This is a genomic window from Rhodopila sp. (genome assembly GCF_965276935.1).
Classification (GTDB): Bacteria; Pseudomonadota; Alphaproteobacteria; order Acetobacterales; family Acetobacteraceae; genus Rhodopila.
On sequence record NZ_CBDIBS010000004.1, the window covers coordinates 2,278,029 to 2,300,622 of the forward strand.

Here is a 22,594-nt window from a genome sequence, read left to right on the forward strand (position 1 = left end):
CAAGGATCGAGCTGCTGCTCCACCCTGCGCTGGTACCACGACATTCTGCATAGCGCACCAAAAATGGTCCAGCCCGGAGCATCCCATTGTGTCCATGGCAAATGTCCGCTGGTCACTCTTTTCAGACAGCCGATCCGGGACCCTGCCAACCGCCGCCAATCCCTGTAGCCTGCTCCAATCAAGACCAACCGGAGGAACCCAACCATGAAAATCGCCCGCATCGAGGATCTGCACGCCGACGCCGGCTGGCGCACCTTCTCCTTCCTGAAAATCACCACCGACGACGGCCTGGTCGGCTGGTCGGAATACACCGAGGCCGACGGCAGCCGCGGCCTCACCGCCGTCATCCATGGCATGGCCGAAGCGCTGATCGGCACCGACCCCCGCCCCGTCCAGGCCATCGACTCGACGCTGTACGTCAAGCAGGTCCAGGCTCCCAACGGCGTCAACCAGCGCGCCATCGCCGCCATCGGCAACGCCCTGCTCGACATCAAGGGCAAGGCCCTCGGCGTGCCGGTGTATGAACTGTTCGGTGGTCCGGTCCGCACCCGCATTCCGGTCTACTGGTCGCACTGCGGCTCCTACCGCGTGCGCAATCACCAACTGGTCGGCTCCCCGCCATTAAGAACCTACGACGACATCGCCGCCCTCGGCGCCGAGGTCAAGCGTCGCGGCTTCAACGCCCTGAAGACCAACATCCTGCCGTTCGACGGCGAGAAACTGACCAATTTCGGCCCCGGCTTCGGCCGCACCCCCGGCTTCCCGGAGCTGAATGCCGATCGCAAGACGCTGCAATCGGTGAAAGACCTGCTGGGTGCCTTCCGCGCCGGCGCCGGCCCCGACATGGGCCTGCACCTCGACGTCAACTACCACTTCAAGACCGAAGGCAACCTGAAGATCGCCCGCGCGGTGGAACCCTTCGACCTGACCTGGCTGGAGATCGATACCTGGGACCCGCAATCCCTCGCGCTAATCCGCCGCCACGCGCCATGCCCCGTCGCGTCGCTGGAATCGGTCACCGGCCGCCGCGCCTTCCGCCCGTTCCTGGATGCCTATGCGGCCGACGTCGCCATCATCGACGTGATCTGGAACGGTTTCCTGGAATCCATCAAGATCGCCGCCATGGCCGAGGCTTACGAAGTCAACGTCGCGCCGCACAACTACTACGGCCACCTCTGCTCCGCCATCAGCGCGCATTTCTGCGCCGTGGTGCCGAATTTCCGCGTCATGGAGATCGACATCGACAGCGTCGCCTGGCGGGATGAGCTTTTCATCGACGCGCCGGTGATAGAGAACGGCGCGCTGATCATCCCCAACCGCCCTGGCTGGGGGATAGACGTGAACGAGGCGGCGGTCAGGGCCCACCCGCCGAAAGGACAACCATGACCGAAGCGACCCCTAACCCAGCGACCCCCAACCCGGCGACTTTCGACATCCTGGGCATTGGCAACGCCATCGTCGACGTGGTTTCCCCCGCCGACGACCAGTTCCTGTCCCGCCACGACATGCGCAAGGGCGCGATGATGCTGGTGGACGCGGCGGCGGCGGACACGCTGTATGCCGCCATGCCGCCCGGCCAGGAGAGCAGCGGCGGTTCGGCCGCCAACACCTGCGCCGTCGCCGCCGCCCTCGGCGCGCGGGTTGCCTATATCGGCAAGGTGGCGGTCGATCCCCTCGGCGTGGTGTTCCGTCACGACATCAAGGCGGTGGGCGTGCATTTCCCCACTTCGCCGCTGACTGGCGGCGCGCCCACCGCGCGCTGCCTGATCCTGGTCACGCCGGACGGCCAGCGCACTATGAACACCTTCCTCGGCGCCTGCGTCACCCTGGACGGCTCGGACGTGGACCCGGCGCTGGTCGCCGCCGCCAGCGTCACCTACCTGGAAGGCTACCTGTTCGACCCGCCGGCCGCACAGGCCGCCTTCCATAAGGCGGCATCGGCGGCACACGCCGCCGGCCGCCAGGTCGCCCTGTCCCTCTCCGACCCGTTCTGCGTCAACCGCCACCGCTCGGCCTTTCGCGACCTCGTCGCCCACCACGTCGACATCCTGTTCGCCAACGAGACCGAGATCACCAGCCTGTATGAACAGAACACCTTCGAAGCCGCGGCCGAGGCGGCGCGCGCCGATGTCGGCCTGGCCGTGCTGACCCGCGGCGAGGCCGGCAGCCTGATCCTGCGCGGCGACCAGAGCATGACTGTTGCTGCCGAACCCACTCACGTGCTGGACACCACCGGGGCCGGCGACGCCTATGCCGCCGGGTTCCTCACCGGCCTGACCGCCGGCAAGCCGCTGCAGGTCTGCGGCCGCATCGGCAGCATCGCCGCCGCCGAGGTCATCAGCCACTACGGGGCGCGCTTGGCTGCCGACCTGCACGGACGCATCGCCGCGCTGGCGGGCTGATCCATCCGAATGACTCGCCCGGACGGTATTGCACTGCCGACGGTGGCGCAGGACACCGTGCCCGTCCTCGGCCTGCTGCAGCTCCTGGCTTCCGTGGTCCTGCTGTCCAGCGCCTGGCCGCTGACCAAGATCGCCCTGGCGGCCGGCTCCACCCCGCTGTGGTTCGCCGAAGCGCGAGCGGTCCTGTCCGGCGCGGTGGCGTTCGTCCTGCTGGCGGCGATGCGGCGGCTGCGCCTGCCGAGGCGGCCGGACTTTCCCGCCATGCTGGCCGTCGGCGGCTTGCAGCTCGGCGCCTATTTCGCTCTGGCGCATGAGGCGGTCGCCTGGGTCCCCGCCGGCCGCACGGCGATCCTGGCGAACACCACCACCATCTGGGTGGTGCCGCTGTCGCTGCTGTTCCTGCGCGAGCATATCCCGGCCCGCCGCTGGATCGCCACAGGCCTCGGCCTGACCGGCGTCGCGGTACTGGTCAATCCCGTCGCGATCGACTGGTCATCCGCCAGGATCCTGGTCGGCCACGCCTTCCTGCTGGGCGCCGCCCTGTCCTGGTCCATCGCCATCATCGTCACGCGGGCCGCCAGGCCGGCCATGTCGATGTTGGCCCTGCTGCCGTGGTGCTTCCTGGTCGGCTCCCTCGTGCTGGCGCCGGTGGTGTGGTGGCACGCCTCCACCGGCACCCTCGGCACCCAGCCGGTATCGTGGTGGGCGCTGGCCTATATCGGCCTGATCGCCGGTCCTGTCGGCACCTGGTGCGTGATGCAGGCAACCGCCAGCCTGCCGGCGCTGGTCGCCTCCCTGGGATTCCTGACCACGCCGGCGGTCAGCCTGATCCTGGCCAACGTCGTCCTGCATGAACCGTTCACCCCCGATCTGCTGGCGGGTTCGGCGCTGATCATGTCCGGCGTTGGCATTGCCGCCTGGCCGAGGCGGCGGCACGCATGATCCTGCACACCATCGAATCGGGCATCGGTCCACCGGTGGTCCTGCTGCACGGCCTGTTCGGCGCCGCCCGCAATTTTGGCGCGGTACAACGCGCGCTGGCACCACAATTCCGGGTCATCGCGCTGGATATGCGCAACCACGGCGACAGCCCGCACGGCGCTGACATGCGCTACGCGACTCAGGCCACGGATGTGGAGCAGACGCTGGGGGCGCTGGGCGTCGGTCAGGCGGCGGTGGTGGGCCATTCGATGGGCGGCAAGGCCGCGATGGCGTTGGCACTGGCGTCGCCGCGGATGGTCGGGCGCCTGCTGGTGTCGGACATCGCGCCAGTGGTCTACCAGCATGGTAACGCGGCGATGGCGGCGGCGATGCGGTCGATCGTCCTGACGCCCACGCTGACCCGCCAGCAGGCCGACGCGGCGCTGGCCCCGGCCGTGCCGCGCCCCGACATCCGCGCATTCCTGCTGCAGAACCTGCGCTTCGGCGCCGAACCGCACTGGCGCATCGGCCTGCGGGAGATCGCCGCCTCGATCGCCGATCTGGAGGGATGGCCAGCCAGCGCTGCCGACCCCGCCACGCGAGAAAGGGTTGACCCGGCCGTCCGTCCCTCAAACCAGTCTGCCCAGATGGCCGCGCCAGGCCTGGCCATGACGGCCGGAGAAGGATCCTGCTACCCCGGTCCCACACTGTTCGTCACCGGCGGCAACTCCGACTACGTGCGAGCCGAGCATCGTCCAATCATCCGCACGCTGTTCCCCGCCGCCCGCTTCGTCGCGGTGAAGCACGCCGGCCACTGGGTGCATGCGGACAATCCCGCCGGATTCCTGTCGGTGCTGGAGGCCTTCCTGCACGACTGGAAATAGCACCGCCCGCCGGCAACCAGGCCGCGAATCCCATGAAGATTCAGCGAAGCATGGCTGCGCGGCGTCAGCCCGGCATGTTTTTCGCTCGTAAGCCGAGGACTTCCATCATATGTGTGCACCGCAACATACCCATAGCCAGGCTTTTTTATGCAGATCAGGAACGTCGCGATCATCGCCCATGTCGACCATGGGAAGACCACCCTCGTGGACAAGCTCCTCGGCCAGTCGGGCGCGTTCCGCGAACATCAGGTGGTGACCGACCGCGCGCTGGACCGCAACGACCTGGAGAAGGAGCGCGGCATCACCATCCTGGCCAAGTGCGCCTCGGTGGTGTGGCACGACACCCGCATCAACATCGTCGACACCCCCGGCCACGCCGATTTCGGCGGCGAGGTCGAGCGCATCCTCAACATGGTGGACGGCGCCATCGTGCTGGTCGACGCCGCCGAAGGCGTCCTGCCACAGACGAAATTCGTCGTCGGCAAGGCGCTGGCGCGCGGCATCCACCCGATCGTCGTCGTCAACAAGGTCGATCGCGGCGACGCCCGCCCGGACGAGGTCCACACCGAGATCTTCGACCTGTTCGCCGCCCTCGGCGCCTCCGACAGCCAGCTCGATTTCCCCATGCTGTATGCCTCCGGCCGCAACGGCTGGGCCGATCCGACCCTGGACGGCCCGCGCAAGGACCTGTCGGCGCTGTTCAATCTGGTCGTGTCGCACGTGCCGGCGCCGACGGTGAAGCCGGACGCACCCTTCGCCATGGTCGCCAGCATTCTGGAATACGACAACTTCCTGGGTCGGGTGCTCACCGGACGCGTTGAACAAGGCATGGCCAGGCTCAACATGCCGGTCAAGGTGCTGCGGCGCGACGGCTCGGTCGTCGAGACCGGCCGGCTGACCAAGCTGCTGTCGTTCCGCGGCCTCGACCGGGTGCCGGTCGACACTGTCATGGCCGGCGACATCATCGCCGTGGCCGGCCTGTCGGAGGGCACCATCCCGGACACCATTGGCGCGCCGGAACTGACCGGACCGCTGGAAGCCATCCCGGTCGATCCGCCAACCCTGGCGATGACCTTCCGCATCAACGACAGCCCGCTGGCCGGCCGCGAGGGCAAGAAGGTCACCTCCCGCCAGATCCGCGAGCGGCTGTTCCGCGAGGCCGAGGGCAACGTCGCGATCCGCGTGACCGATTCGAACGAGACCGAGGCATTCGAGGTCGCCGGCCGCGGCGAGCTTCAGTTGGGCGTGCTGATCGAGCAGATGCGGCGCGAAGGCTTCGAACTGACGATCGGCCGCCCCCGCGTGCTGACCCGGCGCCACCCGGATACCAACGACCGCGAGGAGCCGATGGAGGAGGCGCTGGTCGATGTCGACGAACCCTACACCGGCGTGGTGGTCGAAAAGCTCAGCCGCCGCAAGGGCGAGATGACCGACATGCGCCCGTCCGGCGGCGGCAAGGTGCGGCTGACCTTCAACATCCCCAGCCGCGGGCTGATTGGCTACCATGGGGAGTTCCTGACCGACACCCGCGGCACCGGCATCATGAACCGGCTGTTCGCCGGCTACGGCCCCTGGAAAGGCCCGATCGAGGGCCGGCGCAACGGATCGCTGATCTCCACCGAGCCCGGCGAGGCGATCCACTACGCGCTGTTCTACATTCAGGAGCGCGGCACGATGTTCGTCAATCCTGGCGAGAAGGTCTACCAGGGCATGATCCTGGGCGAGCACAGCCGCGAATCCGACCTGGAGGTCAATCCGATCAAGGAGAAGAAGCTGACCAACGTCCGCGCCGCCGGCAAGGACGACGCGATGCTGCTGATCCCGCCACGGAAAATGAGCCTGGAGCAGGCGATCTCCTACGTCGAGGACGACGAACTGGTCGAGGTGACTCCCGCCGCGGTGCGCCTGCGCAAACGCTACCTGGACCCCCACGAGCGCAAGCGCCATGAACGCAGGATCGATGCCGAGGCACTGGTCTAGAGCATTTTCACGGTGACTGGAACCGCTCGATCTACCACCCGCCGTCATGGCCGGCCTCGTGCCGGCCATCTTCCCCCAGCGTTTGTGCGCGGATGGCCGGCACAAGCTCGCCTATGACGAGAGGAAGGCCTACACCCTTTTCCAGTCACCCTGAACGCGCTCCAGGTTGACGCTGCCAACACCGCTGCGCCATGTATCCCCTTTTACGCCAAGCATCACGGTGATGAGCTGCGGCATCCGCGAGCCGTTCTTCACCCCAAAGGCGGCGTGATGTCAGGCATGATGCCGGATAGCGACCCGCGCCGGCAGACTGCTCCGTTCAAATTTTTCGTGCCGTGACTCCATCGCTTATCGCACCAGGACGACAAACCCGTTCGCCGGCAGATTGATCAAGGCTGAGCTGGGCATCTCGTTCCAGGCTACGCCCGCATCAGCCACCACCACCCCTTGATTCCCAAACACGTGAGGGTTTGGCAACGCGTCGTAGAAATCGCTGTTGAAGATTTCCCGCCAACGGCCCCCCGACGGGAGCCCGACGCGATAGCCGGCTCTGTTCGTCTCCTGCAGGTTGGCAACCACCACCACGTCCTGTCCGCTGCCCTCGATCCAGCGATGGATTGCGATAACCCGATCCAGAGGATCGCCGACGAAGGCATGCAGCGAGTCACTCCGCAGCGCCGGCATGGTTCGGCGCAGGTGGACAAGGTCGCGACAGAACGCCAGGTAGTCGCGCATCGCCGGGTCCGATTGCAGGCCATCCCACCAGATCAGCAGATAGGCATGGAAATTGATATCGTCGCTCCATGGCTTGTCCTCAAGGATCTCCTGCCCCATGAAGAGCTGCGGCACGCCGCGCCCAGCGAACAGAAGTCCGGCCGCCAGCCGCGCCCGACTACGGGCGAACCAGGAGCGCGCATCGGAGGAATCCGCCAACGCCGGGATGCGCGGGCCGCCGCCTTGCGGCACGATGTCATGGTTTTCGATGCAGTTGACCACGCTCCAGGGTCGCTCGAACCCATCCGGCGTATTGAAGGCTAGTGCCAGGGCCTCGATATCGACGAACGCATGATAGCCGCCGCTGGCCTGCCCGATGACCTGGCGCACGCCGTCGCGCAGCTTGTCGCCCCAGGCAGCGTCGAAGCCGAGGCCCGCTGGCGAAGCGCGCACCGCCGCCGCTCTGTCATCCGCCCAATATTCGGCGATCTGGATCGCCCGCGGCTTTACCGCCCGGGCGGTACTAGTCAAATCCTGGCAGAATCGGCCGCCGCCGTTCCGATCGATCACCGTTACTTCATCGTAGCGGATCCCGTCGATGTGAAATTCCTCGAAGCATTGCTTGACATTATCAATCAGGAACTGGCGAACATCCTGGTTCCAGTAGGCGAAGACACTGCCTCCGACCCAACCCTGATTGGTGAAGTAAAGGCTGCGATTGTCGTCGCCGTATGGCTGCCGATCGAGAAACTTGATGCATTGATCATTGAAGCCAGGCCCCGCATGGTTGAACACCAGATCGAACAGCACCGCGATTCCGTTCAGATGAAAGATATCGACAACGCAGCGAAGCTGGTTGGGTCCCGGACGTAATTCGTCGATCCTGATTGGCGGCTGGCCCTGACGGGCAAGCAACGCGTTGGCCTTTCGCAGATAGCGGGCAAGCTCGGCTGCATCGTTGACCTGGTAGTCCATGTCCGGTGAGTACAGATCAAGACCATTGTATCCCGCACTGGTCTCACTAGGGAACTCTTGGATCGGCAGCAGTTGAACGCCATTGATGCCCAGGTCGCGCAGGTAATCGACACGGTCGAGCAGATCCAGGAACTTGCCGATGGCGCGCCGCTTGTCGTGGCCTTGCGCATCCACCGCATAATAAACGCCGATGTGGAGCTGGTACAGGATCAGGTCGCGAAAGTCGGGCAGCCGGAAACCGCCGTCGTGCCACGCATAGGACGCTGGATCGCGTACCAGGCAATCGGAGACCGGATAGGCGGGCGCAGTACTCAGCTCGCGGGCCCGCGGGTCGCGCTTGAGGCCGGTGCTGCCGGAACCGACCACCCAGAACCGGTATGGCTCGCCATCGCCCGCACCCGCCACGAAAGCAGCCCAGAAACCATTTCCTATCGAGAACATCGCGGCGTTGGGCGCCGGCACGAACCCCGCTTGTGAAGTGGCTTGCGCCTCACCGCCATCCAGCACGAAGACCTGCCGCGCGGCCGGTGCCCAAAGCCGGAATGTGACGCCGCCTGGCACCACTGTCGCGCCCATCGGCGTGCTGCCGTCGACGCCGGTTCTGCTTGTCTGCATCGCCTTTCCCCTAGCCGTAGCCGCCAAACATGAACAGCATCATGTCTTCATCGGACAGATTGATCAGGCCACGCGGATTGATCAGGCCATGCGGATTGCCGCCCGTCCGCACCGCCGGATGATCAGGCTGCGGCATGTGTACCTCCTGATCGTTCCCGAGCGCCGGCTGACCGTCCACCAGAAACTTCCAGGTGCGGACCTGCCACGATAAACCTCCGCACCAGTTGCTTTGCGACGCTACGACCGCATCACGTATTATCATTGAAGGATTTAAACTATACGATCTGGTCTGGATGTGACCTGGCGCACATCGCACAATCGGCGATAGGGTTAACCACCCGCTCAAGGCTCGAAGCGCGAATACAAAAGCATAAATCGCACTGCAGCAAGATAAGGGCGTCGATGAACACTGATCAGGCTGAGCCCGAACCCAAATATAAAGACCCGGAGGAAACCAACCGGACCGGCTCGCCGCCTCCGGGCTTCGAGCACTCGCTATGCGATGCCGAGATCCTGCTCGGCTTCGCCGCCGAGAAGGCTGCGCTTGGCACGGCCTCGGGCGGCACGATCGTGGATGGCATACTGGACGCACGCATTGCGATGGAGGCTCACGCGGTCACCAAGGATGTGCTGCGGCGATTCTGGATTGCGGTGTCCGAGCTGTCGCGTATCACGGGAAACGTGACCGCCGTCTCGCTCGCCGCCTCGAGGTCCAGCCCGATCCGCTGGCTGAAGCTGCGCGTGCTGGTACTCGTATGCGCGGTGGTCCTGGGCTCGATCGCGCTTTTTATGAACAACTCCACTGCCGAGGAAGTCATCGAGCTGATTACCCAGCAGAACAGTGCAGCGCTCAAGCTCTGGTCGGACATGCAATTTTACCGCATCGAGGACGCGCCCGCTGACCAGGAGAGCGTGTTGCAGCGGCGCGCCTTCGCGGGTGTGGCTCAGCCACGATCGGCCGCTGTGCCACACCTGACGCCAGACGAGCTGTTCGGGGAAATCGTCGAGTTCTCGCGCAACAGCAACTGGCTGCTGGAGACCGCGAGCCGGCTGAATTACTGGTTCAACCCATCACCAATGCGCATAGACCCATCGCCGGTGAAGTTCGACAAGGACAATCCCCATCACGTCACGGACATCAATGTCCCGCCCCAGATCAGCACCACGTCGGAAATCGTCAATGCCGGCCTGACGCAAATTGTCGCCTATCAGCTCATCCGCAACTTCTCGCTGGCGGCATACAAGACAAACTGGGTGTTCTATGGCGGCATCACGACCTATGTCCTGCCGGCGGTCTACGCGCTGCTGGGCGCCACGCTCTATGGCTTCCGGCTGTCGGCGCGCCTGATCCGTAACCGCTCCTTCCTGCCCTCGGACGCGCACAGCGCGCGCTACTTCATCGCGCTGATCTCGGGCATCGTCATCGGGCTGTTCGGCTCGCTGGTGCCGAAGAACCTCGCCTTGCCGCCATTGGCGGTCGCCTTCCTCGTCGGCTATGCGGTCGAGATATTCTTCTCGCGCCTCGACGACCTGATCGCCCGCTTCCGGCGGGACAATGCATCCCGGCCGTTCCCGCGGGCTCAGGCGATGCCGGCGGAGTAAGCAACAGCGTTCGGCCGTACCGCGGAACCCGACTGCCGAATTCGCAACGGCCGGCAAGCGCCAGCGCGGTGCCGAGCCTCTCGTCGGGATCCGAACAATCGGAAAGCCAAGACACGTCCAGGACGCCTTCTATGGCAGCTTTGCCCGCCACAGCGACCAGCCGTAGGTGGCAAGATACAGGTAGCGCGTGCCGTCAGGCTGCGTCATGGCCTGGAGGTCCATCCCCTGATCCACATACGGCAGACCGTCCGAGGCGATCATCCAGGTGTTGCCTGAATCGTGGGTTGAGTAGACGTTCGTCCTGCTGGCCACGAATACTGCATTGAGATCCGGCGCCTCGATTGAGGTGAAGGGCACCGTGTTTGGCAGTGAGCCGCTGGCAGCGTTCCAGCTTTGGCCGTCCCACCGTATCACGTATCCATTGCCGCCGGCATTGTACGCCGCGAACGCGATCGAGGAGAAGATCTCCACGACACTGCTGACGCTGGCGGAACCCGTGGCTGGCGGATTGATGAAGAGCTGTGACGCGTTGCTGCCGTATGGCTGCGTAAGCTGGTAAAGATTGCCGTTGTCCGTGCCGGCAATGACATCCGTGCCGTCGCGTGAAGACACCGCCGATACGTTTCCCGATCCAATCAGGCCCAGCGGGTCCCAATGCATGTTGTCGCCGTCGGCGTCGGCAAAAAGCCCATACACGGTTTGCGCAAGCCCCGCCGCGGCCAACATCGTCTGCCCGGCGGAATTCGCATAGCGCGGGACGCGCACCGGGCTGACCGGCGCATTGCTCGTCAGCGGGTTCTTGGCGTTGCTGCCGATCGGGACGCCCTGCTGCGTGTTAAAACCAAAGGTGGGGGCGCCGCTCGCGTTGGATCGGTCCGAAGACCACGGAAAGGGACTTCCCGAAAACTCGCCTTCCAACAGCAGATCGGTCGCATTCGGCAGTCCAGAGGGTCCAACAAACCGCACGTTGCCTCCGTCGCACCCGCAGTCGGTCAGATGCTCCCATGCTCCAGGCAACTGGGCGAACAGGGTGCCGTTGTCCTGCAAGGCAGCCGCCACCAGTCCATTCACCCGTGAGCTGGCGCTGGCATGGTAGATTTGCATGTTGAAGAGATGTCGGCTCCAGTTGCTCGTGAATTTGGGTGTCCCGCCTTGGACCAATCCCCCGACCGACGCCACGCCGCCATCGCTGCCGATGAACAGCGTCGTCGGGTCGGTCGGGTCGAACGTCAGCGCATGCACATCCGCATGAAGATTGCTATACAGGCCCAGGTTGTCACCAAGCTTCGTCCATGAATTTCCCGAATCGTATGAAACGAATGTTCCGCCGGTCTGACTGCCTGACCAACCTACGGCGACGGCATGACAGTCGCTGGCCACGGCAATCGAATTGTTCCACCAGCCCTGGCCGTCGGAGTTGGCTGGCGTCGTAACGAGCGACCAGGTTTTCCCACTATCACCCGAGTGCCAGACACCGGCGATCAGGCTGTTGTTCGCGTCCGCGCCGACCGCGTACATCGAAGTCGGATCTTGCAGGCAGGCAGCGACAGATGTTCTTCCGACGAACAGGAAAAGGTTTCCGGCGCCCTGATCGACACGCGCCGCGTTCAGCACCAGGTTTCCTCCAGACCACCCGCCCCAGAAGATGACCTGACCAGGCGCCGCGTGCGTCGTATCGTTCGTCGAAGCAACAATCGTCGGCTGACCGTTGTCGGTCGTCGGACCGAGTGCCAGGCTTGAGAATCCCGTGGACAGCGACGCCGGACCGGTGCCGGATCCGGCGACAGCCTGACCCCACTGGTATGTGCCGTGTGCGCTCGGTGCCGATGGAATCGCCGACCACCAGACCCCATTGTCGCACGCCAGGACAATAAGGCGGTTGACGACAAGAAGCTTGTTGATGTTGCCGCATGGGGGCTTCGGGTTGACCTGGTACCAATTCAGCAAGGGGGCGTTGGCCGACGTGTCCGTCTCCCACAGCACGCCACCGGGCGATTCCGCATTGTTGTAAGTGCCAGCGTAGACGTGTCGCGAGCCGTCGGGACCCAGGGCCAGCGACGTCATCTCGACCGAGGTCCACGAACCGCTCAGGGGAATAGCCTGCTGCCGGATGGTGATCGCCCACACCCCGCCGGTATCCGCCGCGACCACCAACCCGCCAAGCGGATCGCGGAACTTGATGATGTCGTTGACGTGCCCGGCGTTCCAGGCATCGGAGTTCGGGTCGTTCTGGCTTTGAATGGCCAAGACGTCCGCCTGCGACCATTGAATGCTGGTGTCATCTGGCAAGCTCGATCGGGGCGGCGTTGGCGGACCGGCCGGAGATTGTGGGCAGGCGGAAACAGCGAGCCCGACAATGACGAGGATCAGCGCTCGCGTGCCGGTCCGGATGACGTCCACGGCACGCGGCAGCAACGGCGCGAACCTGTATCGGCAAGCGGACAGAGTAAGAGCTTGCGACCAGGTGACGGGATCTCGCTTGCGATTGTTGAAACTGGAACGAAACGATCGATCCGACTCGTACGTCATGACGCTCCCACCTCTGCTGTTCACTCACCGCCGGTCTGCTGGCCGGACCGCCTAGATGCACTCCTGCTTTCCGCCGCCCCAGGATGCGTTATGGTTATGGCAACTGACGCGGGACGCTCGATGGGCAAAAGAGCTGTGTCACATATACGCCCGGTAGCGCGAAATCCTGGATCACCACCGGCCGCGTCATCGCGAAAGGGCGCTCCGCTCCGGCCAGGCACGGCGGCACCTCGGTGGTGGCGTTGATTGTCAGCACTTGGCCTAATCCGATCTGTGGGAGGAGATACGTTCCGTCCGCGCGCGTCTTCGTCGCGATCGGGAGGCCCGCACCAGCGACCGTGACAGCGACCCCGCCGACGCCCTGCCCGGTCGTCGTGTTGGTGACACGTCCCTCGATCCTGCCAATGTCCGCGGCACGCTTCCGCCGAAGCGCAAGGTCGACATGGGCCGCACGCCCCGAACGAACTTCGGCGTCGCGGCGGACGGTGTCGTATAGGTTCGACCACGCCACGATGGAGACGACCGTGCTTGCCGCACCGTCATCCACCGGGACAGGCACCGCAAAGCTGTAACGGCCGTCAGCGTCCGTCGCACCCTGCAGTCGCTGAACGCCGCGTTGCCACTCCACAACGGCATGTGGCAGCGGCTTGCCTCCAATGGCATCCGTCACGACCCCTGTTATCAGCCCCGAAGCGGGCGCTGGGCGCGGTGCGGAGGTGGCGGCGCCCGCGGATTCAGCCGAACCGCCGGCGCCCGGCATCGCGCTACAGTTCGCTGTCGCAGCCACCAGGATGGCCGCTCCCATCGCTCGTGGTATCCAGCCCGGCACCGCTGACCGTCGGTGGCAATGTGCGGCCACGCCTGGAACGGGACCGCCAGGCTGTCCGATGGAAGCGGACCAGGCCGTCGCATTTGCAATGTGTTGCGCAATCATCGGTTCCGTCGCTTCAGCCAAAAACCTTCTGCAGCGTCGCTACCGAAACGTGCGGCCAGCTAAAGTTGGGTCCCGGAGGCGGTCCGAGTATCGGGAAGTTCAGCAGCACCATTTGTGCGTATTGAAGTTGCAGAAAACTGCCATTGATATTGGCGTGACTGACCTTCTCGATCCAGAACGTCGCGTAGACCAGTGCCGAATTCGCGTTTGGCGTCAGGAACGGGATGTTCTCAATGCCGCCTCCGCCGTCCGCTACGGCGACCGGAGCAGCCGGCAACGGCGCGTTCGCTGTCGTGCCGAACTGGATCGGCGTCTGCGATGCGATGTTCAGCACGGTCCCTTCAAACGTGAAGCCTTCCGCGACCTGCTTGTTGATAATTTGCTGCAGCAGCTTGATCGGGTCGTTGACCACATCCTGGATGGCAACGCCGTCGATATTCGGGGGAAGCGGGACCGCCGGCGTATTGCCGAACGGCGTCCTGGGATTGAGCGCGCTGGCGGCATTGGCGATGGTATATTGCGTGAAGCCGTGGGCCGGCGCTGGCGGCGGCGGTGGAGGCAGATTGAACTCGGACGTATCGGCCGCGAAGATCGCGCCTCCCACCGGAAATGGAGTGCTGTTGAAGGAAGGAAAGATCGAGCCACGATATTCCACCGCTCCGGCCTTGAGCGTCGGCGGTCCGGTAAAGCGCGCGGCCACACCTTCCGCGAGAATTGCATTGCCATGCGGAATGGAACCCATTCGCGCGATGATCTGCTGTCCTGGCGGCGCCGTGACCGGCGGCTGGGTCGTGCTGGGTTGCGTGATCCAGATGCCAGGTTCGATATGCAGGGCGCCGCCGGTCACGGCATCGCTGATCTTTTGCAGATATGTCAGGCCGAACAATTCGATGTCGTCCTGTACGAAGCCGCGATTGGGAATCGACGAAATGATCGGATCGAACTTTAGGTGCTCCTCTGTCTGATTGAGCTCCAGGTAAAGTATCGCATTTCCCTGTTTGTCGGGCCGTGCCACGAGATTGAAACCCGTCCCCATCCAGGTCCCCGCCAGATCCGACAGAAGACCCAGATCCGCCAGGACCTGGTTGGCGGGAGGGCTTCGACGAACCGTGGGAATCCTGTTCTCGGGCGGTGCTTGTTCCACATTCGTTGCTGACATGACTTTCTCCGCGATCGTGAAAGGGATGGGAAGTCGGTATGTCTCGCGGTCGGTAGGCCCTACCGCGTAAACCGGTGCCGGAACACACCGCTTGACGCCCGGCTTGGAAACGAAAGCTGCGACTGTAACGCGATGTAGGGCACGCTTCCGCTGTCCTGAAGCATGATCACGCTGATCGGAACGTTCGAAGTGTGTGAATCATGCGGTCAAGCAAAGATCTAGATGCAACAGTGCGTCGGGTTGCCGCCGCGTTGAACGCACAGACAGCAAGCGACGCAGTCGTCGTCGCCGCCGCACAACCGGAAACAATTCTGCCTGCTCAGCGCCGGCCGTACGCCGCCGCCGTCCGCGCGGTCGGCAATGGTCAGATAGCTCTGCGCCGAGGCCTCCAACGATGCGGCCGCGGTGAAACCAGGAATACGCATGCTCCTCTCCTTTCGCGATGGAATACTTTTCAAACACGCTCGTAGTAAGGCTGCAGCTTTGTCACGAGAAACGGGAATTCCTCGCTCACATCCACCCGGGTAAAGAACTTCTCCCCGACATCCGTCGCCCGATTGCGGAACGCGAAGATGCATTCAACGATCCGCCGCGCGCCGCTGAGTGACGACGGCCGCACCTCTATTCCGCTCAGTGACGCATTGCCGGCATGCTGCGCGGCCACCAGTGCATAGATCGCGGGATAGCGCACCGCGAGATAGTTGATCGCGCGATCCTCGTCGCTCGCCCCGGCATTGTCGGTGATCTGCAGGATGCGCTCCAGCAACTCTTCGGCCATCGGCGCGAACGCTTCCGCGGTGCTGCCCTCGGGCAGCGGGATCGTGCCGATCAGCGCCGGCCGGTCGAACGAGTAGATCGTATCAAATGTTATCATCGGCAGCATCAACCCGTTGCACAGCTCCGGCGCGGCCAGCCCGCCGCGCACGCCCATGACCACGTCGACATCCAGCGGGCTTGGCCTCGGCCGCACGGCGTCAATCAACAGATCGATCTCGGCGGCATCGGCAGGCTTCAGCAGATAGGTCTCCAGCCCTTGCACCCGCAGCACCCAGCAGAGCTTGCGCGCAAGGTAGCGGTTCTCGCGTCGGTCGAGCACGGCGTGGAGGATGGCGCGATCGGTCAGCCCATTTGTCCCGGACCGGGTCGTTGCCTGTACAAGTTCCTTCTCGACCGCCGCGCGCGGGATGCGCGGCTCGATCCTTCCGATGACGTAGACATAGGTGGCTTGTGCCGTCGTCGCGCACGCCTGGCAGGGCGTGCCTGCCGACGCGACGGCATCCGTCATGATGTCGCTCATCGCTCCCCTCGCTTTGTTCGCTGCGGCGCAAGGGTCGGCCACCCCTTCATCACCAGCGCGCGCCCTCTGCGGCCGCTGCGGGTTCGCGGCCTAACAGCGTCGGCAGCACCGCTGAAACGATCATCAAGACCGATCGCCCGCCCCGTCACAAACCCTCGCAGGTGTCCGGCGCGCAGCGCTGTCGCGCGCTCGCATATCGTCTGGCTCACGATGCCATCTCCGCTCCGGTCAGCGTCTGCCATGCCGCCGCCGCATCGAGCAGCGGCGGCACCAGGGTGGGCCGCCGCTGCGGCACCAGCGCCGCGCGCAGCGCAGCCGCGCTGATACCCCTGGCCAACGACGCCAGCAGCGCGGCGGCCCCGCTCACCAATGCCGTCGCCGTGCTGCTGCCGCCCGCCCACATGGTCGCACCCGCGGGCCCCAGGCCTTGCATCCGCTCTCCAGGTGCCGCGAGCCCGCGTCCGATCGAATGACCCAGGTTGCAGTCGTCAAGCGGCCGCCCCGCGCGGTCGCTGCCAGCAACCGCGATCACCCAGGGATGGCGCGTTAAGGCCGATCCGCCGATCGCTCCGTCATTGCCGGCCGCCGCCGCCACGACGGCGCCTCGCCGCATGGCATGATCCAGCACGGCCGATAGCCGTGCCGTTTCGGCCGCTCCCGCGCGACCAAGGGCCGCGCTGATGTTGATCACCCGCGCACCCGCGTTCGTACACTCGATGATCGCATCTGCAAGTTCGGCCGCTGTCGCACATGGCGCATCACCCGCGAAGATCGGCCGCAGCAGCAGCGTGCAATCCGGACAGATCCCGGCAGTCATGCCGCCACGCTGTGCGCCGAGAATGCCGGCGATGAAAGTACCATGCGCGCAGGCGGCACTCGTGCAGGGAACCGTGGTCGCGACCGGCGGCCCAAGCGGCTCAATCCGCGTCTGTGCCAGCGCCGGATGATCCTGCGCCACCGGGCCGTCGATCAACGCCACCGCAACCTCCGCGCATCCGCCAGAGCGTTGCATCAGCGCATCAAGGCGCACGACGGATAATAAGCCCGATCCTGACATCGGTAGCCTTCCGGATGCGACGTGGGAACGGCGGAAATCCGATTGTCTGAAACGAGACGAAAGTGCCGCCGTCGGTATTGCAGGCTTTTGCTACCAGCGCTGCGCAACCCCTGACATCGTCAAAATTGACTGTGGCGGCAATGAATCGTCCGATGCCCCGCGGCTGAAGCGCCGATTTGGCTTCACGTCCGCGTGAATCACGCCGACGAGTTCAGCAATCCGGTGAGATCCGGTCGTTTCAAGGAGCCGATGTATCTGCGCCCGCACCGTGTGCACGCTGGTGGCGCGGTCAACAGCGATCTCTTTCGGCGCACGGCCACTGGCAAGCGCTGCTGCTACGTCGGCTTCCGCCGGGCTGCACCCGAACTCCAAACGGATCCTGTCGGGGGCCGGGGAATGCCGCGGGCGCGAAAAGTCGACAAACAGAAGCGCGCTGCTGGAGCGCAGCAGACTGAACGGATTGTCGCATGTCACTCCGGCAGGGACGACCTGAATCATCCCGGTCAGGCAGCCTTGCGCCTTGAACGCGATTTCGCCACCACCGTCGCCACGGCAGGCATCGGTAATCAACCCCCGAAGCCGCCGCGTGTCCGTTTCGTTGCCAAGCCTTACCCTCCCCTCGATGTCCAGGCGAACGCCACTGCCCCGCGCCAGCATCTCCTCGGCGGCCGGCGAGTAATCGGCGATCCGCCCGTCGTTGTTCACCAGTACACAGGCGATCCCTGCGCGCTCGATCGCCGTGCGCAGCATGGTTTCGCGTTCCAGATGCTCGGTGAACACCGTGCTGAGACGCACGGCACGACGCAGATGCGCGATCACCGAAGTCCAGGACAGAACCTCGTCTCGCTTTAACGGAGCATCGCGTGAGTGTAGATCCAGCACCGCCAGGCGATCTTGATCGTTCTCCAGCGTTACGCCGGTCTGGTAGCGACCGCCAGATGGGATCAGGAAGTCCTGGAAGTACATGTCATGTGCGACGAAGTCGTCGGAAAGGAACTCGTGGCAAAGCATGATCGTCCCGGGTGGCCCGGCAGCATGCCCGGCCGCCGGCAGCAAGGGATCGAACACGTGCCACTCATGCATGTATCGATCCGCGACCTCAGGATCCATGCTCCGCGTGCCGTGTACCTTCAGACGTGGTCGCAAACCTCCGGTCGCGCCGGCTGCCTTGTCGAGCACGACCACATGAGCACCCACCCCGCCCACAGCGTCCGCCAGCAGGGCAAGTGCGGCGGGCCATTGCACGGGATTAAGCGCCGCCTCATAGATAACGCCGAGGAGATGGTCTGTCGCGTCCATGACCGTACCCCTTCAATCGGTCCTCGACAGGTGGACAATGAGAGTCTTGTCGCCGGTGTCTCGCCGCCACCGTGGTTGCCGCCGTTCGTCATCAACGGCGATGCTGGATCAAACCAGTCTACGAGACGGGCGCCAATCTCGAGTAAGTCATCCGTCGTTCTCCAGCATTCTTGACTGGCTTTTGATCATCAGACGTCGGTTTCGACCCGACAGGTGGTCAAAGCTGCCATGGTGATGCTTCAGGCTCTTGGGGATGGCGTCTGGTCGGCGCGTGGCGGGGTTTCGGACAAGCGGTGCGGGGACGTATCCCATGGCAGACCTTGGCATATCGGCCGTCTCGCTGTTCTTAAAGCGTGATTGCCCTTAAGGCTGACCCAGTCTCCGGGCCCAATCCTTGGCGTCAGGCGATCGTGTAACGACTGGTGGCAACGTCGCGGTCTGGTGAAGCGAAGGACCGGACCAACCTCCCCCTCATCGTCATCCGCCCTCGCCTGGCATCACGGCACCAGCACGGTGCTCCCCGTCGTCTGCCGGCCCTCCAGCGCGACATGCGCCGCCGCGGCATCCTTCAGCGCGTAGGTCTGGTTGACCTGGATCTTCACCGCGCCCGACCGCACCGCATCGAACAGATCGGCCGCCACCCGCTCCAGGTCGGCGCGCTTGGCGGTATACGTCGCCAGCGTCGGGCGGGTCAGATACAGGCTGCCCTTGGCCGCCAGCACGCCCAGATCGAACGGCGCCACCGGACCGGATGCATTGCCGTAGCTCGCCATCAGGCCGAGCGGGGCGAGGCAATCCAAGCTGGCAGTGAAGGTGTCGCGGCCGACGCTGTCGTAGACCACCGGCACCATCGCGCCGCCGGTGATGCGCTTGACCTCCGCCACCAGCCTGGCGGTGCCAACCACGGCGTGCGCGGCGCCATGCGCGCGCGCGAGTTCCGCCTTCGCCTCGCTGGAGACAACGCCGATCACCGTGGCGCCCAGCGCCTTCGCCCACTGGCACAGGATCAATCCGACACCCCCCGCCGCCGCATGCACGACGATCGTGTCGCCGCTTTTCACCGGATAGGTGCGGCGGATCAGGTACTGCGCGGTCATGCCTTGCAGCATCATCGCCGCCCCGGTCTCGAAGCTGATCGCCACCGGCAGCTTGACCAGACGGTCGGCGGCGATAACCCGGTCGGTCGCATAGCCGCCGATCGGCCCGGCATAGGCGACACGGTCCCCCACCACGACATCGGTCACCGCCGAACCCACCGCGGTGACCGTGCCGGCGCCCTCCTGCCCGATGATCAGCGGCAGGCCGGGCGCCTTGTACAGGCCATTGCGAAAATACACGTCGATGTAGTTCAGGCCGACCGCGTGGTGCTTGATCAAGGCCTCGGTCGGCCCAGGCTCGGGGGTCGGCACCTCCTCCCAGACCAAGACCTCTGGGCCGCCGTTGGCATGAATGCGAATCGCCTTGGTCATGTCATTCTCCATTGAGCGACTGTTGTCACAGCAGGGGACGTTACAGCAGGCTACGTTCCGGATTTTCCAGGGCCAGCAGCCAGCGCTTGGTCGCCAACCCCTCGCCGCCCGAATAGCCGCCGAGATGCGCCTTGGCGACGACCCGGTGGCAGGGGATGATCAGCGGGATGGGATTGCGGCTGTTGGCCTGACCCACCGATCGCGCGCTGCCGCCGACCGTGGCCGCGATGTCGCGGTAGCTGCGCACCGCGCCATAGGGAACCTCCATCAGGGCCTGCCAGACTGCTCGCCGATAGGCCGTGCCGGCGGGGGCGAGCGGCAGGTCGAAGCTTTGCAGGTCGCCATCGAAATAGGCCTCGAGCTGCGCCTGCGCGCGGCGGAGCAGGGTGGTCTGGTCCTGGTCGCGGCCCCAGCCCCAATCGAGGGCGACGATCGCGCCATCCGCCTCGGCGATGGCCATGTCTCCGATCGGTGTATGAAGCGATAGCTGCGGCACGCCGACGATCCATGATCCCGAAACATCATGCGAGGCGCGCTTGCGACTTGTGTCAAGGGCGGATCCCCGCATTCGAACGTCGGATGAAACCGCTCGCATTGCACGTCACACGCTTTGCCTGTAGAACCGAGCAATCACACAATCAGCGGCAGCGCTGCCCGGTTCGCCGCATACGCGCGATCATACTCGATCACCCGCGCCACCTCCGCCGCCGCCGCTGTTCCGTAGATCCGGCCGAGCAGATACAACGTCGTATCAATCGCCAGGGACACACCGCCGCCGGTCACCACCCCCGCATCCACCACCGAGGCGACAAGCGGCCTGATCGCGCCGCCGCGACCCAGCAGGTCGAGCGGCGCCTCCACCTCCTGCCCGGCCGCGTGCCGCCGTGTGGTCGCCGAACCGCCATCCAGCACGCCCGAAGCGGCAAGTATCAAGGCACCGGTGCAGACCGAGGCAACACGCCCTGGCCGCAACCGCCGCAGATACGCCAGCAGCGCCACGTCCGCCGCCGCCGGCCAGCCTGGACCGCCGCAGACGATCGCCACATCGCAGTCCGGTGCCGCATCGATTGCATGCTCCGCGAGCACCGTCAGTCCGCCGGACAGTCGCACCGGCCCGGTTTGGCGCGCGATCACCACCGCCCGGACCGCCGGCAGCACATGGCGCGCCATGGATATCACGCCGAGGGTGCCGCCGATGTCGATCGGCTCCACGTCCTCGTAGATCAGCACGCCGAACAGGGACGGGCCGGAACGCTGTTTCATGTCGATCCCACGGCACATCGTTTGCACCCTGATCCGATCATGCCACGGGACGCACCCCCGGCAAAGGAGGCTTCACATGAGCGGTCAGGTCGAAACGGCGGCTGGGCTAGGGGCGCTGGATCGCCCTTCGACAATGCGCCACGTGCTGTGGGCGAGCATGATCGGCACGGTGATCGAGTGGTACGACTTTCTCATCTACGGCACTGCCGCCGCGCTGGTGTTCAACAAGCTGTTCTTCCCCAGCTTCGACCCGGCCACCGGAACCCTGGCGGCATTCGGCACCTACGCCGTCGGCTTCATCGCGCGCCCCCTCGGCGGCACCCTGTTCGGCCATTTCGGCGATCGTCTCGGCCGCAAGACGATGCTGATGCTGACCCTGCTGATCACCGGCGGCGGCACCGTCCTGATCGGCTGCCTGCCAACCTATGGCCAGCTCGGTTTCGCCGCACCCGTGCTGCTGGTCGTGCTGCGGTTTGTCCAGGGCATCGGACTGGGCGGCGAGTGGGGCGGCGCGGTGCTGATGGTGGTCGAGCACGCACCCGCCAACCGGCGCGGCCTGTACGGCAGCCTGGTGCAGATCGGCTTCCCGATCGGCGTCGCCGCCTCCACCGGCATCTTCATTCCGCTCAGTGCCATGCCGGCGGAGGCTTTCCTGTCCTGGGGCTGGCGCATTCCATTCCTGGTCAGCATCCTGCTGGTCGCGGTCGGCCTGTTCGTGCGGATGCGGCTGAGCGAAACCCCGGCCTTCCAGCGCGCCCGCCAGGCCGACACGCTGGCGCGCCGCCCGGCGTGGGAGGTGATCACCCAAACCCCGCGGGTCTTCCTCATCGCCGTCGGCATGAAGATTTCCGAGGTTGCCTGGGTCTACGTCCTGACCGTCTTCGCCATCGTCTACGCCACCACCCGGCTGGGCCTGCCGCGGCCGCTGATCCTGAACGGGATCATCGCCGGCGCCCTGCTGGAACTGATCACCCTGCCGCTGGCCGGCTGGCTGTCCGACCGCTTCGGCCGCAAGCCGATCTATTTGGCCGGAGTCGGGCTGTCGATCGCCGCGGCCTTTCCGGTGTTCTGGCTGCTGGACACGCGCGATCCGCTGGTCGTCGTGGCCGGCCTGGCGCTGGTGATGAACTTGACGCACGCCATCGGCTTCGGTATCGGCGCCGCCTGGATGCCGGAGCTGTTCGGCACCCGCGTGCGCTACACCGGCGCCTCCCTCGGCTGCCAGGTTTCGGCGGCGATCAGCGGCGGCTTCGCCCCGATCATCGCCACCGCGCTGCTGGGCTGGGCCGGCGCGACCTGGCCGGTGTCGCTCTACCTGGTGGTGCTCGGCCTGGTGGCGGCCATTGCCGTGCTGGCGGCGAAGGAGACGCACAGGGACGGGATTGACGGTGAGGGAGCCTTCGGGCCTGTCGGGCAGGGAGCTTCAGGGTCTATTGACCAGTCAACGCTTCGGTTGCCGTAGAGCGGCACGCCGCCCCGTCATGGCGGCACCGG

19 protein-coding genes are annotated in these 22,594 nt (G+C 65.2%); 7 read left to right on the top strand and 12 right to left on the bottom strand.

What is annotated here, in order from left to right; all coding sequences use genetic code 11:
* Positions 1-204: 204 nt before the first annotated feature.
* The 5 genes from ACQY4S_RS26900 to typA all read left to right on the top strand — a co-directional run bounded on the left by ACQY4S_RS26900 (position 205) and on the right by typA (position 6,187).
* Complete coding sequence (locus ACQY4S_RS26900; protein WP_428488248.1) at positions 205-1,386, top strand: mandelate racemase/muconate lactonizing enzyme family protein; 1,182 nt, start codon at positions 205-207, stop codon at positions 1,384-1,386.
* Complete coding sequence (locus tag ACQY4S_RS26905) at positions 1,383-2,402, top strand: adenosine kinase (protein WP_428488249.1); 1,020 nt, start codon at positions 1,383-1,385, stop codon at positions 2,400-2,402. Before ACQY4S_RS26900 ends, ACQY4S_RS26905 begins: the two co-directional genes overlap by 4 nt.
* A 9-nt stretch (positions 2,403-2,411) precedes the next feature.
* Positions 2,412-3,344 (top strand): DMT family transporter, encoded by a 933-nt coding sequence (locus ACQY4S_RS26910; protein ID WP_428488250.1) that lies wholly within the window; start codon positions 2,412-2,414, stop codon positions 3,342-3,344.
* Positions 3,341-4,207, top strand: coding sequence for an alpha/beta fold hydrolase (locus tag ACQY4S_RS26915; RefSeq protein WP_428488251.1), 867 nt, complete (start codon positions 3,341-3,343; stop codon positions 4,205-4,207). The genes ACQY4S_RS26910 and ACQY4S_RS26915 overlap by 4 nt, the downstream gene beginning before the upstream one ends.
* A 147-nt stretch (positions 4,208-4,354) precedes the next feature.
* A complete protein-coding gene (typA, locus tag ACQY4S_RS26920) occupies positions 4,355-6,187 on the top strand; it encodes a translational GTPase TypA (protein WP_428488252.1) in 1,833 nt (610 codons plus the stop codon).
* 348 nt (positions 6,188-6,535) lie between these two features.
* On the opposite strand, the gene ACQY4S_RS26925 is transcribed toward typA, so the two are convergent.
* A complete protein-coding gene (locus ACQY4S_RS26925) occupies positions 6,536-8,491 on the bottom strand; it encodes an alpha amylase C-terminal domain-containing protein (RefSeq protein ID WP_428488253.1) in 1,956 nt (651 codons plus the stop codon).
* A 10-nt stretch (positions 8,492-8,501) separates the two neighbouring features.
* Positions 8,502-8,627: a hypothetical protein gene (locus tag ACQY4S_RS26930; protein ID WP_428488254.1), complete on the bottom strand. Its 126-nt coding sequence runs from the start codon at positions 8,625-8,627 to the stop codon at positions 8,502-8,504.
* A 125-nt stretch (positions 8,628-8,752) separates the two neighbouring features.
* Here ACQY4S_RS26930 and ACQY4S_RS26935 point away from each other — a divergent pair, with 125 nt between their 5' ends.
* Positions 8,753-10,093 carry a hypothetical protein gene (locus tag ACQY4S_RS26935; RefSeq protein WP_428488255.1) on the top strand — a complete coding sequence of 447 codons (1,341 nt, stop codon included), beginning with the start codon at positions 8,753-8,755 and terminating at the stop codon, positions 10,091-10,093.
* A gap of 129 nt (positions 10,094-10,222) precedes the next feature.
* Here ACQY4S_RS26935 and ACQY4S_RS26940 read toward each other — a convergent pair whose 3' ends face one another.
* The 10 genes from ACQY4S_RS26940 to ACQY4S_RS26985 all read right to left on the bottom strand — a co-directional run bounded on the left by ACQY4S_RS26940 (position 10,223) and on the right by ACQY4S_RS26985 (position 21,100).
* Complete coding sequence (locus ACQY4S_RS26940) at positions 10,223-12,340, bottom strand: hypothetical protein (protein ID WP_428488256.1); 2,118 nt, start codon at positions 12,338-12,340, stop codon at positions 10,223-10,225.
* A gap of 376 nt (positions 12,341-12,716) precedes the next feature.
* Positions 12,717-13,427, bottom strand: coding sequence for a hypothetical protein (locus ACQY4S_RS26945; protein WP_428488257.1), 711 nt, complete (start codon positions 13,425-13,427; stop codon positions 12,717-12,719).
* Between the two features lie 142 nt (positions 13,428-13,569).
* Complete coding sequence (locus ACQY4S_RS26950) at positions 13,570-14,715, bottom strand: heme-binding protein (protein WP_428488258.1); 1,146 nt, start codon at positions 14,713-14,715, stop codon at positions 13,570-13,572.
* Positions 14,716-14,933: 218 nt separating this feature from the next.
* Positions 14,934-15,140, bottom strand: a complete 207-nt coding sequence (locus tag ACQY4S_RS26955) for a hypothetical protein (RefSeq protein WP_428488259.1) — start codon at positions 15,138-15,140, stop codon at positions 14,934-14,936.
* A 29-nt stretch (positions 15,141-15,169) separates the two neighbouring features.
* Complete coding sequence (locus tag ACQY4S_RS26960) at positions 15,170-16,012, bottom strand: hypothetical protein (protein WP_428488260.1); 843 nt, start codon at positions 16,010-16,012, stop codon at positions 15,170-15,172.
* A gap of 205 nt (positions 16,013-16,217) precedes the next feature.
* A complete protein-coding gene (locus tag ACQY4S_RS26965; RefSeq protein WP_428488261.1) occupies positions 16,218-17,024 on the bottom strand; it encodes a S8 family serine peptidase in 807 nt (268 codons plus the stop codon).
* A 135-nt stretch (positions 17,025-17,159) separates the two neighbouring features.
* A complete protein-coding gene (locus ACQY4S_RS26970; protein ID WP_428488262.1) occupies positions 17,160-18,368 on the bottom strand; it encodes a hypothetical protein in 1,209 nt (402 codons plus the stop codon).
* A 497-nt stretch (positions 18,369-18,865) separates the two neighbouring features.
* Positions 18,866-19,837, bottom strand: a complete 972-nt coding sequence (locus ACQY4S_RS26975) for a quinone oxidoreductase family protein (protein WP_428488263.1) — start codon at positions 19,835-19,837, stop codon at positions 18,866-18,868.
* 40 nt (positions 19,838-19,877) lie between these two features.
* On the bottom strand, positions 19,878-20,333 hold the full coding sequence (locus tag ACQY4S_RS26980) for a methylated-DNA--[protein]-cysteine S-methyltransferase (RefSeq protein WP_428488264.1): 456 nt from the start codon (positions 20,331-20,333) through the stop codon (positions 19,878-19,880).
* Between the two features lie 134 nt (positions 20,334-20,467).
* Entirely contained in the window at positions 20,468-21,100 is a 633-nt protein-coding gene (locus ACQY4S_RS26985) for a DJ-1/PfpI family protein (protein WP_428488265.1), read from the bottom strand.
* Positions 21,101-21,176: 76 nt separating this feature from the next.
* Here ACQY4S_RS26985 and ACQY4S_RS26990 point away from each other — a divergent pair, with 76 nt between their 5' ends.
* Positions 21,177-22,562 carry an MFS transporter gene (locus ACQY4S_RS26990; RefSeq protein WP_428488266.1) on the top strand — a complete coding sequence of 462 codons (1,386 nt, stop codon included), beginning with the start codon at positions 21,177-21,179 and terminating at the stop codon, positions 22,560-22,562.
* Positions 22,563-22,594: the final 32 nt, after the last annotated feature.

Excerpts from the sequence above, each read along its gene's own strand:
- ACQY4S_RS26900 (WP_428488248.1), top strand. The coding sequence starts at position 205 with ATGAAAATCGCCCGCATCGAGGATCTGCACGCCGACGCCGGCTGGCGC.
- ACQY4S_RS26905 (WP_428488249.1), top strand. The coding sequence starts at position 1,383 with ATGACCGAAGCGACCCCTAACCCAGCGACCCCCAACCCGGCGACTTTC.
- ACQY4S_RS26910 (WP_428488250.1), top strand. The coding sequence starts at position 2,412 with ATGACTCGCCCGGACGGTATTGCACTGCCGACGGTGGCGCAGGACACC.
- ACQY4S_RS26915 (WP_428488251.1), top strand. The coding sequence starts at position 3,341 with ATGATCCTGCACACCATCGAATCGGGCATCGGTCCACCGGTGGTCCTG.
- typA (WP_428488252.1), top strand. The coding sequence starts at position 4,355 with ATGCAGATCAGGAACGTCGCGATCATCGCCCATGTCGACCATGGGAAG.
- ACQY4S_RS26925 (WP_428488253.1), bottom strand. The coding sequence starts at position 8,491 with ATGCAGACAAGCAGAACCGGCGTCGACGGCAGCACGCCGATGGGCGCG.
- ACQY4S_RS26930 (WP_428488254.1), bottom strand. The coding sequence starts at position 8,627 with ATGCCGCAGCCTGATCATCCGGCGGTGCGGACGGGCGGCAATCCGCAT.
- ACQY4S_RS26945 (WP_428488257.1), bottom strand. The coding sequence starts at position 13,427 with ATGGGAGCGGCCATCCTGGTGGCTGCGACAGCGAACTGTAGCGCGATG.
- ACQY4S_RS26950 (WP_428488258.1), bottom strand. The coding sequence starts at position 14,715 with ATGTCAGCAACGAATGTGGAACAAGCACCGCCCGAGAACAGGATTCCC.
- ACQY4S_RS26955 (WP_428488259.1), bottom strand. The coding sequence starts at position 15,140 with ATGCGTATTCCTGGTTTCACCGCGGCCGCATCGTTGGAGGCCTCGGCG.
- ACQY4S_RS26960 (WP_428488260.1), bottom strand. The coding sequence starts at position 16,012 with ATGAGCGACATCATGACGGATGCCGTCGCGTCGGCAGGCACGCCCTGC.
- ACQY4S_RS26965 (WP_428488261.1), bottom strand. The coding sequence starts at position 17,024 with ATGCAACGCTCTGGCGGATGCGCGGAGGTTGCGGTGGCGTTGATCGAC.
- ACQY4S_RS26970 (WP_428488262.1), bottom strand. The coding sequence starts at position 18,368 with ATGGACGCGACAGACCATCTCCTCGGCGTTATCTATGAGGCGGCGCTT.
- ACQY4S_RS26975 (WP_428488263.1), bottom strand. The coding sequence starts at position 19,837 with ATGACCAAGGCGATTCGCATTCATGCCAACGGCGGCCCAGAGGTCTTG.
- ACQY4S_RS26985 (WP_428488265.1), bottom strand. The coding sequence starts at position 21,100 with ATGAAACAGCGTTCCGGCCCGTCCCTGTTCGGCGTGCTGATCTACGAG.
- ACQY4S_RS26990 (WP_428488266.1), top strand. The coding sequence starts at position 21,177 with ATGAGCGGTCAGGTCGAAACGGCGGCTGGGCTAGGGGCGCTGGATCGC.